Origin of the sequence: Candidatus Poriferisodalis sp., assembly GCF_965221945.1 — a bacterium.
Lineage (GTDB): Bacteria > Actinomycetota > Acidimicrobiia > Acidimicrobiales > Poriferisodalaceae > Poriferisodalis.
Genome location: NZ_OZ244925.1, coordinates 3,799,651 through 3,812,772, shown reverse-complemented (window position 1 = coordinate 3,812,772; position 13,122 = coordinate 3,799,651). Strand labels below are relative to the sequence as shown.

11 protein-coding genes and 1 pseudogene are annotated in these 13,122 nt (G+C 62.5%); 3 read left to right on the top strand and 9 right to left on the bottom strand.

From position 1 onward, the window contains the following. Positions 1-334: 334 nt before the first annotated feature. Positions 335-1,516, top strand: a complete 1,182-nt coding sequence (locus ACOQPH_RS17830) for a M24 family metallopeptidase (RefSeq protein WP_420622647.1) — start codon at positions 335-337, stop codon at positions 1,514-1,516. Between the two features lie 103 nt (positions 1,517-1,619). Here ACOQPH_RS17830 and ACOQPH_RS17825 read toward each other — a convergent pair whose 3' ends face one another. After that, a complete protein-coding gene (locus ACOQPH_RS17825) occupies positions 1,620-2,135 on the bottom strand; it encodes a hypothetical protein (protein WP_420622646.1) in 516 nt (171 codons plus the stop codon). A gap of 315 nt (positions 2,136-2,450) precedes the next feature. On the opposite strand from ACOQPH_RS17825, the gene ACOQPH_RS17820 reads away from it, so the two are divergent. Beyond that, positions 2,451-4,154: an IS1634 family transposase gene (locus ACOQPH_RS17820; protein WP_420621888.1), complete on the top strand. Its 1,704-nt coding sequence runs from the start codon at positions 2,451-2,453 to the stop codon at positions 4,152-4,154. Between the two features lie 93 nt (positions 4,155-4,247). Here ACOQPH_RS17820 and ACOQPH_RS17815 read toward each other — a convergent pair. The 7 genes and pseudogenes from ACOQPH_RS17815 to ACOQPH_RS17785 form a co-directional block, all read right to left on the bottom strand. Beyond that, a pseudogene (locus tag ACOQPH_RS17815) lies at positions 4,248-5,393 on the bottom strand (ABC transporter ATP-binding protein); the annotation flags it as partial. Positions 5,394-5,434: 41 nt separating this feature from the next. Next, entirely contained in the window at positions 5,435-6,094 is a 660-nt protein-coding gene (locus ACOQPH_RS17810; protein WP_420622645.1) for a nucleoside/nucleotide kinase family protein, read from the bottom strand. Further along, entirely contained in the window at positions 6,091-7,482 is a 1,392-nt protein-coding gene (locus ACOQPH_RS17805) for a glycoside hydrolase family 32 protein (protein WP_420622644.1), read from the bottom strand. The genes ACOQPH_RS17810 and ACOQPH_RS17805 overlap by 4 nt, the downstream gene beginning before the upstream one ends. A gap of 58 nt (positions 7,483-7,540) precedes the next feature. Next, positions 7,541-8,395: an SGNH/GDSL hydrolase family protein gene (locus ACOQPH_RS17800; RefSeq protein ID WP_420622643.1), complete on the bottom strand. Its 855-nt coding sequence runs from the start codon at positions 8,393-8,395 to the stop codon at positions 7,541-7,543. Positions 8,396-8,457: 62 nt separating this feature from the next. Beyond that, on the bottom strand, positions 8,458-9,240 hold the full coding sequence (locus ACOQPH_RS17795) for a carbohydrate ABC transporter permease (protein ID WP_420622642.1): 783 nt from the start codon (positions 9,238-9,240) through the stop codon (positions 8,458-8,460). Between the two features lie 29 nt (positions 9,241-9,269). After that, entirely contained in the window at positions 9,270-10,190 is a 921-nt protein-coding gene (locus ACOQPH_RS17790; RefSeq protein WP_420622641.1) for a carbohydrate ABC transporter permease, read from the bottom strand. A 70-nt stretch (positions 10,191-10,260) separates the two neighbouring features. Further along, entirely contained in the window at positions 10,261-11,436 is a 1,176-nt protein-coding gene (locus tag ACOQPH_RS17785) for an ABC transporter substrate-binding protein (protein WP_420622639.1), read from the bottom strand. Here ACOQPH_RS17785 and ACOQPH_RS17780 point away from each other — a divergent pair. After that, on the top strand, positions 11,435-11,722 hold the full coding sequence (locus tag ACOQPH_RS17780) for a hypothetical protein (RefSeq protein ID WP_420622638.1): 288 nt from the start codon (positions 11,435-11,437) through the stop codon (positions 11,720-11,722). The genes ACOQPH_RS17785 and ACOQPH_RS17780 overlap by 2 nt on opposite strands. A 335-nt stretch (positions 11,723-12,057) precedes the next feature. On the opposite strand, the gene ACOQPH_RS17775 is transcribed toward ACOQPH_RS17780, so the two are convergent. Beyond that, complete coding sequence (locus tag ACOQPH_RS17775; RefSeq protein ID WP_420622637.1) at positions 12,058-13,095, bottom strand: LacI family DNA-binding transcriptional regulator; 1,038 nt, start codon at positions 13,093-13,095, stop codon at positions 12,058-12,060. Between the last annotated feature and the right edge of the window lie 27 nt (positions 13,096-13,122).

The window sequence follows — 13,122 nt, the reverse complement described above, 5'->3', positions numbered from 1 at the left end:
AACTTGATTTCAGAGATGAGTTGGCGATCCGCGTCCAGCTCGCGGTCCTTGACCCTTGCGGCCTCTTTGGCGCTGCCATGTCGCCCGGCCTACCACGCCGCTCTGCGCACAGCCAAACGGGGTGCGCGAGGTCTCAACATCGGCGTCGAGACGAAGATCCCGTCCCAATCGATGAAGGCCGCCGCCCACCCGTCCCGAAAGACTGTCTTGCGTGGTCAGGCGGTGACCGATACTGGGGCTGTTCGTGTGTGTGGCGGACCCGGAATTCTCAGGGATCGAAAGCCGGCTCGCGATTGTCGTGCGTGAATGCTCCCGGGCCGGTCGGAGGCGAATTGTGACGCTGGAAGTCGAGCGATTGAACCGGCTGCGTCGCACGATGGAATCGCTTGATGTCATGGCGGTCCTGACCGCTGATCCGGTCAATGTCGTGTATGCGACTGGCGTGCGGAACATGACGGTGTTCTCGATGATGGGCGCGTTCCGGTTCGTGCTCGTGCTCGCTGAAGGACCGGTCGTGCTGTGGGAATTCGCTGGTTGCGAGCACTTGGCCGCGAGTGCTCCGTCGGTCACCGAAGTGCGAATTGCTCCTGGTTTGACGCCGGCGAGCGGGTCGCGTTGGGCCGAGTCCACCGAGGGCTTCGCTCGCGAGATCGCCGATCTCATCAAGGCGCAACCGTTCGGCGGACGCCGTCTCGCGATCGAACGGTTCGATCACCATGTGACCGACGCGCTGCGCGCACAGGGTTGTGAGCTCACTTCAGCTACCGAGGTTTTCGCCTCGGCCCGCCGAATCAAGACAGACGGCGAACTGGCCGCCATGCGCTCCGCGATGGACATCGTCACAGCCGCACTTGAGACGATGAGAGAACGGATCGAGCCTGGGCGAACCGAGGTCGAGGTCTGGGCTGAGCTGCACCGGGGCCTCATCGCGCAGAACGGCGAGTTCATCTCGACGCGGCTCGCCCAGGCGGGGTCCCGGACGTTCCCGTACTTCAACGAGGCCGGCACGGCCACGATCTCCAGCGGCGATCTGTTCTGCGTCGACACCGACGCCATCGGACCCGGCGGCTATGGCGCCGACTTCTCGAGAACGTTCGTGTGCGGCGACGGCCGACCGTCGCCGACTCAGCAAAGCATCTTCTCGATGGCTCTTGAGCAGCTGCGGCACAATGCGTCGCTGTTGGCGCCTGGACGCAGTTACGAGTCATTCGCTCGATCGGTGTGGGCGGTGCCTGAGCGGTTCGCACCGTACCGCTACTACTGCTTGGCCCATGGCCTCGGCCTCACTGGCGAGGCTCCCTACATTCCGGTCCACGACCCATCACGTCCGTTCCCGGTCTCGGGTGCTTTCGAACCGGGAATGGTGATCTGCATAGAGAGCTACATCGGCGATTCGGAAAGCCATCAGGGAGTGAAACTGGAAGACCAGTACCTCATCACCGAACAGGGAACGGAACTGATGAGCACCATGCCGCACGCACTGACTGGTTCTTCGCCGCACCAGAGGCTGTCGTGAACCCAAACCCTCGCTGACACGCCCCGAGGTCATCCGGCACGAGGCGGCAAGCATCACAATCTCTCTTGGCTCGGCAGAAGTCGCAGGGTTGCCGGAGCTCAGCTCAAGCAGCAGCGGCTTGCGCTACGAGCGTTCGGTGCTGCTCGGCGGCTCGGTGCTGACTGTCGAGGGTTGCGAGGATGCCTTCGCGTTCCATCTGCACGAATGCTGGGATCCCCGCAGCGATCTTGCGGACCACGCTCCGCCTGCAGCCGGCGATGACCTCGACGACCATGTCCGCGAGTCCATGGGCCTGGCCGGCGCTCAGCCGGTAACCGCCGACCAAAGCTGCAATGCGCGCAGACCAGTCGGGCGTGCTCGGCCAGTCTCCTAACCAGGGATCGGCATCGGTCGGCACCCACCCCTCGATCCAGCTGAGCACAATCGAACCGTCAGACTCGGCGGCGATGAAGCGGGGGGCACCAGCGAAACCGGCGTGCTCGAGGTGGGTGAGCAGTTGTTGAACCGACGCTGAGGACTCAGTTGCGGGCCGCCGGACAGTGTCACCGACCTTGACGAACTCGGTGACGCGCCCGGCGATCGCTTCGGGCTCTGGCGTGGCATCTGGGCTGCCCTGCATTGGGTGAGCACGCTAACGAACGACCAGTTGGGGCAGGTTTCATGTCTCAGCCGAGTGTCCCCCCAAGGTGACATCTTTCTCATCACTGGCATCCCGGCGTCGGGACGGGAGATCGAGAAAATCGGGGTGCCCTTGACGAATGATGATCGAGAGACCGGCCTCAGTCCCAGACCCGAATTTGACGGGTTGGGGTGCGTGTTGGGCGGGTGTCGGGTTTGTGACCTGCGGGTTTGGGTGCGGCGAGGTTGTTCCGTGATGGTTTTGTAGGGGCGACATTTGCAGCTTGGCGGGAGTGGTGGGTGTTATGCTGCTGGGGTGTTCGTGAAGACGACGAGGCGGCGCAGGGGCGACAAGACGTATGAGTATCTGTCTTTGGTGGAGTCGGTGCGCGACGGCGCGAAGGTCGGGCACCGCACGCTGCTGCGGCTGGGCGAGGCCTCAGCGCTGCGACGCTCGGGCCAGCTCGAGCGCATCGTCGCAGCCTTGGAGGCCCATCTGGAACGCGAACGCGTCGATCCTGGGGCGGTGGAGGCCGAGGGGGCGCCCGCGGCGGGCGGGGTGGCGTGCGCGGCGGCGGTGTGGGAGCGGCTGGGCCTGGGCGGCTGGTTCGCCGAGGCGGGATCGGCGCGCGGCGCCGACCGGCTGGGCGACGCGGTGTTCGCGATGACGGCGAACCGGCTGGTCGCGCCGTGCTCGAAGCGGCGGCTGCCCGAGTGGGCCGCAGCCGACGTGGTCATGCCCGAGGGGTGGTCCGCTCCGTCGCCGGCGCAGTACTACCGGGCGCTGGACGCCGTCGCGGACGTCAAGGACTCGACCGAGGAGTTCCTGTTCGGTCGGCTGTGCGACCTGACCAGCCTGGACCTGCGGTTCGTGTGCTATGACCTGACCTCGACCTATCTGGAGGGCTCCACGGGTCCCTCGGAGCGGTTCGGGTCCAAGGCGTTCGGCTATTCGCGCGACCGGCGCCCGGACCGGCCCCAGGTCGTGATCGGGCTGCTGTGCACCGGCGACGGCGTCCCGATCGCGCACCACGTGTTCGCCGGGAACACCAACGACGCGTCCACGCTGCCCGGCGTGCTCGCCGACCTCACCGAGCGGTTCGCGGTCGGGAGGATCTGCGTGGTCGCGGACCGGGGCCTGGTCTCGGCGGGCAACGTCGCCGCGGTCGCCGACGCCGGCTGCGACCACGTGCTCGCCACCCGCCTGCACCGCGACAAGGCCTGCCGCGAAGCCCTCGAGACCATCGGCGCCGACACCGCCTGGACCGACGTGGCCGCCTGTCGGTGCCGCGCCGCCGAGGCCGTCCTCGCCGACGGCACCCGAGCCATAGTCGTGGAGTCCGACGCCCGCGCCCGACGCGACACGCGGCGCACAGCCGAGCTCGTCGCCCGCGCCGAAGCCGGCCTGGTCGCCCTCGAACACAGAGTCCGGGCCGGACGGCTCGCAGACCCCGCCCTGATCGGACGCGCCGCGCAGCGCGTCCTGGGGCCCAGCGGCGTCGCCGCCCTGTTCGACCTCGAGATCGCGCCCGGCCGGTTCGTCTACCACTACGACGAACACGCTCACGCCTACGAGAGACTCCTCGCCGGCCGCTACGTGCTCACCACCAGCCTTGACGCCCAACAGGCCCCCACCGCACGCGTCGTCGCCGCCTACCGTCAGCTCGCCGACGTCGAAGACCGGTTCCGGACCCTCAAGGACTTCCTGCGGCTGCGCCCCATACGGCACTGGACCGAAAAACGCGTCCGCGGCCACATCGCCGTGTGCGTCTACGCCGCTTTGGCCGAGACCCTCATCTCACGCGACCTCCAAACAGCCCACATCGCCGACCCCGACCAGCCCGACCAGCACCTCACCGCCGCCCGAGCCCTGCGAGAACTCGACCGCATACGCCAAGTCCGCCTCACCGCCCACGACAAGCACATCACCCTCACCACCCGCCGCAGCCCCCTCCAAAACCAGATCCTCGCCGCCACCCACACCCCCACACGCACCTGGGACAAAGCCCGCATCCACTAACGCGTACCCCCTCCCCAGAACCGATGTAGTGGAAACACCAACCCGCGCGCCCCCACTGACCTGCCAAAACGCAAAACACCCGTCAAACTCGGGCCAGATGGCTGTCTGGTCATCAATGTCGAAGAAATGAAGGTGCTCGACCGCGACTGCAATGTCGATTTCGTCTCCTGCGCCGCACGCGGTGCGCGAGTCGAGCCGAGCGACCGCACTGGAGCCGGTGACGACATCGGCACCTTCCATGATTCCCGGATCTGCCGGCTTCGCATCCATCATGAAGTGAACGACGACCTCGTGACCCAATGACTCGGTGAACTCAACCCTTGAGGTGATCGTCGTGCCGCTCGGCACCGACGGCGCCAGCGAAGCGTCTTGTAGATGCTCTGGCCGCACCCCGATGACGACGCTTCGACTGTCGTAGCGCCGAAGCATCGGCCGACGGTCGAAGACCGACCGGGGCAGTGCCAGATGGTGCGAGCCCAGCTGCAGCCGACCGTCATGCAAGACGGCCTCATAGAGGTTCATGGCAGGTGACCCGATGAACGAGGCGACGAAGACGTTGACTGGGCGGTCGTAGAGGTTCTGCGGGGTGTCGACCTGCTGGAGCCGCCCGTCCTTGAGAACCGCTACTCGGTCGCCCATCGTCATCGCTTCGACCTGATCATGGGTGACGTAGATGGTCGTGACTCCGAGCTGCAGCTGGAGCCTCGAGATCTCGGCTCGCATCTGGACTCGCAGTTTGGCGTCGAGGTTTGAGAGCGGCTCGTCCATCAGGAATGCGGCAGGCTGGCGCACGACAGCGCGGCCCATCGCCACGCGCTGCTTCTGACCGCCGGAGAGCTGCGCTGGCTTCTTGTCGAGCTGTTCGATCAGCTCGAGCATCTGGGCTGCTTCGTCGACGCGCCGGGCGATTTCCTTCTTGGGCACTTTGGCGATCTTCAGGGCGAATCCGATGTTGTCCCTGACCGTCATCTGCGGGTACAGCGCATAGTTCTGGAAGACCATCGCTATGTCGCGCTTCTTCGGTTCCACGTCGTTGACCACGCGGTCGCCGATCCGGAGCAATCCACCGGAGATCTCTTCGAGCCCTGCCACCATCCGCAAGGCTGTCGATTTCCCACAGCCCGATGGCCCGACAAGAACCAGGAACTCGCCGTCCTCGATCTCCAGACTCAGGTCGTGAATCGCTTGGAAGTCGTTGGGGTAGATCTTGTCGACCCTGTCGATCGCTATTGATGCCAAGGCGTCATCTCCTGTCCTTCACGCGATCCGCCTGACCATCCCTAGGTGGACTCGACGTCTTGCCATTCGACGTTCACGACGAGATCGGCGCTTCCACGCGTCTCCTCGATCAACGCGGCATTGTGCTCGTCGCTGTTCAGCACGAAACGTCTCGCCTCGGCTCTCGTTCTTCCGTACGACATGTGGCGCCGGACGAGGCGTTGCATCCGCGTTGCGGCGTCGACGTCCACGAACGCGCACAGGTCTAGATTCGGACGGACCGACGCCCATGGAGGGTCGTCGGACAGAAGGTAGTTGCCTTCGACGATCACGATCCGGTCCGATGGTCGAATCCGGATTGCATCCGGCACGCATTCTTCGCGTGACCGGTCGAAACGCGGAGCGGTGACGTCCTCGCCCTCTTGCTGGTTGCGAATCCGCAGCAGCAGATCGACGAAGCCATGCCCGTCGAACGTTTCCATTGCTCCTTTGCGGTGCAGCAGCCCTGCCTGCTCAAGCTCGGAGTTGGAGAGATGGAACCCGTCCATCTCGACGATCGGGACGTATCCGAAGCGCCGACGCAGATGCTTGGCGAGAGTGGACTTGCCGCTGCCGGGCGTTCCGGCGAGACCGAGCATGAACCGATCGACGGAAGCGGCTCCCGAGATCGTCTTCGCGACAAGCTCCTCGAGCGTGCCGACGCGCCGGCTGTGGCTGCTCATGTCTGCCCGGGCTGCTGTTCCGTGTCGACAGCGACAATGCCCGCTGCTTCAACATCGGGCGACACCTCGAGCGACAGCGTCACATCGTCGTCGGGCATGAAGTGGTATGTCGCGGAGTTTCCCCCCACGATGACCTCCGCAATGGACGCGTCCCACACAACATGCAGTTCGACCTCCGATGGATGCACTTCCAGGCTCATCTCGCGAATCGGGGTCTGCAAGATGACACGATGACGGTGAAGTTCAAAGAGGAGACGGATGCACTCCCTCGAAGACCCGATGCGAAATTCCGAGTGCCTCGTACCGGGCGGTGCGCCATTGACCTTGAGAGTCGCCTCGAGGAGTGCCGTCTTCGTTCCGCTGAAGCGGATGTCGCCTTCGAAGTGCCATGGCGTCATGCCCACAGCGTGTGCCACTTGACGGGGAGAACGAATGAAGCGGGCCAGCAGCCTCTGGTGCGCGTCAAGCTTCAGCCGGCGGATCATCGTCAGGTGGCCTCGGTCTCTCGATCTCAGTCTGGACAAAGTCGGACCCCGCACCCAGCTGATGGAGAACGGACCTTCGTCGTCAATGTCTGCGACATGGGTGGCGTACGAGCCAAAGGCACTGTCAATGAAACCCCACGTTTCGGCCTGGAAACCCTGATCAAGATTCGCTGAACCGACGAGGTACACGACAGGTCGCGGATCTCGGTCGATCGAGAGGATGAGAACTGCCGCGTCCTCGAACCTCAGCAACTGGGGACATTCCCACGTCGCTTCCGTCAGTTCCGGCGGAAGAAGTGACGATGCACGCGACGCATCGAAGAACACTCCCAAGGGATCCCAGCGAACAAAATCGGCACTGCGATAGGCCATGACACGGCCGCCCTCGGGTGTATCGCCTCCGACGATCATGATCGTGGTTCCGTCAGCGACCGTCACGTACGGGTCTCGAAACTGATTGCCGATCCCTGCGTCTCCCGCGGGGATCAGCAATCGCTTGGCGTGCCCTATTGAGCTGTCGCCCGTCGCAGCCCCGTCGATCGAGGCGCCGCACACCGACTCCAGCCAATCATCGCCTTGGAGTCTGACGCCGGTGTAGAACGCACACACATCCGTGTCGTCCACGACGATCGAACCGGACCACGCTCCATCGCTGTCGTGCCATCGGGGTGTGGGGGCGATGACGCTTCCGCCATGCGTCCATGCGATCAGGTCGTCAGACCAAGCGTGTCCCCAGTGTTTGGGTCCGCTGCCCGTTCCCGAGGACAGGCAGCTCTCGCCGGCAGGATTGTGCTGATAGACGACATGGATACGGCCAGTTGGATCTGCCCACAATCCGTTCGGGTCATTGATCGCGCCTACGGGGGCAGTGAGGTGGAATCCGGGGATTCTCGCTTGAGTCACCCGCGGCTCACGTGTCGTCGATCCTTCGACCGCGCCATCCCGCCTGCGCAAAGCTCGATCACGAGTCGATCAGCGGAAGACGCTGCAGCATCGTGCGAAGAATCAGTCGTTGGCCTTGTGCGCTCGGGTGAACTCCGTCCTCTTCGTAGAGGTCATCGGCGACAGCCTCTCCGAGAACGCTGTGCACATCGATGTGGTCGGCGAACTCTGACCGAATGAACTCGGCTAAGGATGCGTCGTATCCCTCGGACCAGCCGACAGATCTGGCGCCAGCGCCGACGGTCACGCCCGGCCTTGCGATTGGCGGCGGTGTGACCACCACCAAGCGGGCCCCTAGCTCATCATCGATGAGTTGACGGATCAGCAGCAGGTTTCGTTCGGTTTCCGATCTGGAGAGCATTGTCGCTCTTGTCGCATCGGTGTGGAATCGGAAGTCATTGGTTCCGACCATCAAAACGACCCAGTCCGGCTCCAAGTCCGCGTAGAGATCGATCTGGCTGATCACGTCCGCGCTCGTTTGGCCGCCAACGCCCATGTTGACCACCGTGAATGCCGACCGGGTCATCTCGTCCGATGCAAGCGACATCAACTCGGCCCATCCGAGCCGGTCAGCTGTGATCGAATCGCCCACTGTAAGGACACGGGTGCCATTCTTGAATGGCAGCAGGGACAGCAACTCGACGACGCCTGCTTCTTCGAGGAGCAGCGCAACGCTCGCACGCGCCTCAGTCGAGAGGTAATCAACGAATGTCGATGCCTGCGCGACCGAGCACGACATCATCTCAGCGAGAACGATCCGCTTGGTCTGTTCCGTGAGCGGAAACCGGTGGAACAGCGGGAATGCTCCGAGGTTGGTATATCGGGCGACCATTTGGGCGTCCACGGCTTCCGGGGGATCAACTATCTGCTTCATCCGATCAGCGACATCGTGTGCAGATGCCAGCGAAGCCGTTTGTCTCGTCGCCTCGTTCGTCATTAGCCCTTCACCGCACCCTCAAGAAGGGCCCTTGAGAATTGTCTCTGAAACAGTAAGAAAACAACGATCGATGGCGCCATGATCAGCGCCGAGACTGCCGCAAGCAAGACGACGTTCGTACTGTATTGGCTCTGGAATGCTCCCAGCGCTCCTGCAACGGTGCGCATGGAAGGGTCCTCGATCAACACAAGCGCGAGGATGAACTGATTCCATGTCCAAAGAAACAAGAGTATTGCGAGAGAGGCGACGGCGGGGCGTGCGAGCGGCAGATGAACTCGCCAGAATGCCTGCCATGGTCCTGCGCCGTCAATCTCGGCTGCCTCTCTGATCTCCGACGGAATCGACTCGAAGTGAGTACGCATCCAGAAAACGCTAAACGGCATGAAGATTCCGATCAACGCAAGGATCACTGCCAATCGTGAATTCAGAACACCGAGTGCTTTCATTTGGTAATACAGCGGAGTGATGAGTGATTCGAATGGAATCGTCAGACCTGCAATGAAGACGAGGAACAGCCACCGCGCGCCGGGAATCGACAAAGAGGCCAGGCCATAGCCTGCTAGCGCAGATATAAGCAGCGACACCGGCACTACACCGATCACGATCAGCACGCTCGACACGAGCAAGGGCGTCATCTCCGCAACCTGATACGCCTCGACAAAGTTGCTCCACTGCGGGCTTGAGGGCCATGTGAGGCCCCTAGGCGGCTGCCCAGTCGGCTGGAGTGCGGCTGACAGCAGCGTTACGAAAGGCATCAAGGTGAACAGCAGAAGGGCAGCCATGACGACCCTAGGGAACACCTGTGAACGACTCATGACTGCTTAGTCGCGTCCCGTTGGAAGAATTTCTGAATCGGAAGCACCAGTGCCCAGATGAGAAGCATCAAGAGGACCGCCATCGCGGAAGCAGATCCGATTCGTCTCTCCGCAAACGCCGCACGAAATATCTGAACACCCGGGACCAGGGTTTCCCGCCCAGGACCGCCGCGTGTCGTTATGAAGACGATGTCAAAGCTGGCGAGAGCACTGATCATTGTGACGATGACGCAAACCCCGATCTCTCTTCGAACACCGGGAAGCGTCACCGCTATGAATTCTCGCAATCTACCTGCGCCATCTACTTTTGCCGCGTCGTAGAGGTTCCTATCAATCTTGGATATTCCCGCAGATAGGAGGAGGGTGCAGAAGCCAGTCAGCACCCAAGCGCCGACCACGCCGACTGCAGGAAACGCGAGATCAAAATCGGCGAGCCAAGGTCGAGTCCATGACTCGAGACCGATCCACGATAGTCCCTGATTCAGAATACCCGACGAGGAGTAGATCCATCCCCACACGATTCCAGATGCCACCAGCGGAATGACTTGAGGAAAGAACAGCATCGTTCGGAAAGCTCCCAAGTACCGGCTTCGCAGATCATGGAGGATCGCCGCTGACAGCAATCCAATCGTTACCGGAACAACAGTGAAGAAGGCGATGAACTTCAGGGAGTTAAATATCGGTGCGAGTTGGGCACTGTCCGTCAGTATGCGTCGGTAGTTCTCGAATCCCACCCACCGAGATTCACCGATTCCGTTCCAGTCGTAGAAAGAGTAATTGACCGATGTGATCAGCGGCCAGAGGACGAACGCCGCATACATCGCGAACGCCGGCAGGACGAATAGCCAACCGCGATGCCGCATGAGCCCATTTTGCACCAAAGCGCTGGCGTCTGCATTCTTGACGCGCATCGTCATTCGATGGACCGGTCCGCCGTGGCGGTGACTCCACGACGGATCGGCTCACCCATGAGCGGGAAGACCTCGCTCACTGATCCAAAGACGCCTCGTAGCCCTCCTGCAGCGCTCTGCTGAAGTCCGTCGGGTTCGTTTGGCCGCCGACAAGGCGCTGAACTTCAGGAATCAGGGTGTTGCCGAAGAACCCTGCCGTCGCAGTGCCCAGAAAGTCGACGATTACGCCCTCCGCCGAGAGATATCCGGCTTGCTCCAACATCTGTTGCACCAAAGTGCCAGCTTCGGCCGTCGGTGCTGGCAAGTTTGACGGACCACCTGGTGACTGGCCCGATGTGTCAGCAACGATCTGTCGTGCCACAGGATTGGAGTGCAACCAATCGATGAAGTACGCCGCCACGTCTGGGAGACTGGACTTAGCTGCGATGACTATCGGGACTGATCCTCCCATGGCGACCGGCGGTTTGCCTGGCTCAAGGGGCGGTACGACGAAGAATCCAGCATTTCCGGGCATCCTCGCGTCCAAGTCTCCAGCAGCCCAGCTGCCATTAAACATAAAGAGTCCATCACCTTCGACGAACCTTGTGATCTGGTCGGCGTAGCTCAAGCTGTTGACGTCTTCGTTGAAGTAGCCTTCGTTTGCCCATCTTTCCAGTCGGTCAGCAGCTGCGACACCTTCAGGTGTGTCGATTGTGGCTCCAGGCACAAGGAATATGAAATCCGCAATGGCACCCGGATCCAGATACTGATTGAAGATGGCCTGATGCGCAAATGTAGCAGGCGACAGTGAGATGATCGGCAGGATGCCGTTCTCCTTGGCCGCCGCCATGAGCGACTCGAATTCGTCGAGCGTTACAGGCGGTATATCCATCCCGATCCGCGCCGCCAGTTCCTTGTTGTACATCACGCCAGTGATCGAATAGCCGAGTCCTAGTGCATACAAGGACCCCGACCCGCGAATTCCTTGTTCGCTCACCCGGTGCTGGGACAACTGCGACGGCGAGAACGAACCCCAGTCGAACTGCTCGAAATACTCATCGAGGCTGCGGACGAGACCGTCTCTCGCCGGATCGATGAGTTGAGGAAGGAGCACAATGTCGGGTGGGTTGTCCGACGCAAGAAGCCTTGGGCCATTGAGAAGCAGGTTGTCGAACGAGTCCTTTTGATACTCGAACGTCACGTTCGGGAACTGCCGGGAGAACTCATCTCCGAGGACATTGAGGAGGTCGAAGGGTCCTCCACCAGACTGCATGAGGATCCTGAGCGTCGCGGGTTCGGAGGTCAACTCTGGCTTCGACGGCGGAGGCTCAGTTGTCGGAGCCGAGGTGTCGCTCGTCGGAGCGTCCGTGTCGCCCGCCGCAGCTTCCGTCGGACTCGTCGGAGCCTCCGTGTCACCGTCGCTCGTCGGTGCTTCGGTGTCTCCCGTCGCGGCGGCAGTCTCGCTGGTCGGAGCCTCGGCATCACTCGGCGTGCTGTCGCCCGGGCTGCACGATGCCGCCATGAGCGCCACAAGGGCGAGCACCAAGACGCCAGCGTGATGTCGTCGGATCCGTTGCTTCGGTCCCCCATGTCCCGGCGGAGCGTGCGACATCACGGCTTTGTCGGCTGCCACGTGCCGGCCCGCGTGACTGACATTCCTGCCGGAGGCGCCAAGCAACTTGGCCATCCAGTGCGAAAGCATTTCAAACCCCCCTGTAGCGGGCGTGAGCTCGCCCGCTCCCGATGTACTGATCACGACATCTTCGCGGCACCATCGGCAGGTGTCAAGTGTTTTTATAAAAGCAGTTTGACATGGAGTCTCGGGTGAATTCCCGTAGGCAACGCTGGTTGCATCAGCCCAGTCGCTGCGACCGGCAGGGTCTCAGCATCCGGGTTACGCGTGCTTACGCTCCACGCTGCTGGCGGGCTCCAAGGGTGCCGTCGTTCCCCGCTCCACTACCCGGAGATCGAGGAACGTGACCGTGCGCTCCGACGACGGTCGATCGAGACGCGAGATCAGCAGCCGCACTGCTTCCACGCCGGATTCGCTGAAAGGCTGGCGGACCGTAGTGAGGTCGGTGGCCTCCGCGACCGGCCCGTCGTCCACGCCGATCACCGAGAGCTCGTCGGGGATTCTCACTCCCAAGTCTGCGGCGGCCTTCAGTACGCCCACCGCGAGTTCGTCAAAATGAGCCATGACGGCGGTCGGGCAGTTATCGGCGCCGATGAGCTCATGGGCTGCGGCGCGGGCTGACTCGAAGGTCGGGTCGCATTCGACTACGCGCAGCTGAGTGCCTGGCGTCTTGTCGAGCTCGGCGGTGAAGCCCGACAGTCTGCGATCGGCCTGCGACTCGTAGCTGCCGCGCTGCCGTTCTCGCACATAACCGAATGAGCGGTGGCCGAGATCGAGCAGGTGCGCGGCTCCGACCCGACCGGACTGCTCGTCATCGCATGTGATGACGGGAAAGCGGGTGCTGATCGCGTCGACGACAACCAGGGGAACTCCGCGGTCCTTGAGGCGGTCCTCGATCGTCGAGTCGAGCGTGAATCCCATCACGATAAGACCGTCCACCTGGCCCTTGATCGGCAGGCTGTCGAGTATCGGGGTCATGGACGTGGCCGCAGACTCGCTGTCGAACGTCGCCACCTCGAAGCCCGCGGCTCTCGCTTCGGCGAGCACCCCGGCCAGTCGCGTCATGTACGAGACGTACGACGTGAACGGAGCGATCACCCCGATCCGTCGCATCTGCTTGCGCGCCAGGTTCGTCGCCTGAGACTTGGGCACAAATCCCAGCCGGTCGATGCACTCAAGGACACGGGCTCTTGTCTCTTCGCTGACACGGTCGGGGCGGTTGAGCGCGTTCGAGACGGTCGAGATGCTGACGCCGGCGGCTTGTGCGACGTCATAGATGGTGGGAGTGACCGAGGTCATGAGAAGCTGTCTGAGACGAACTCGTGC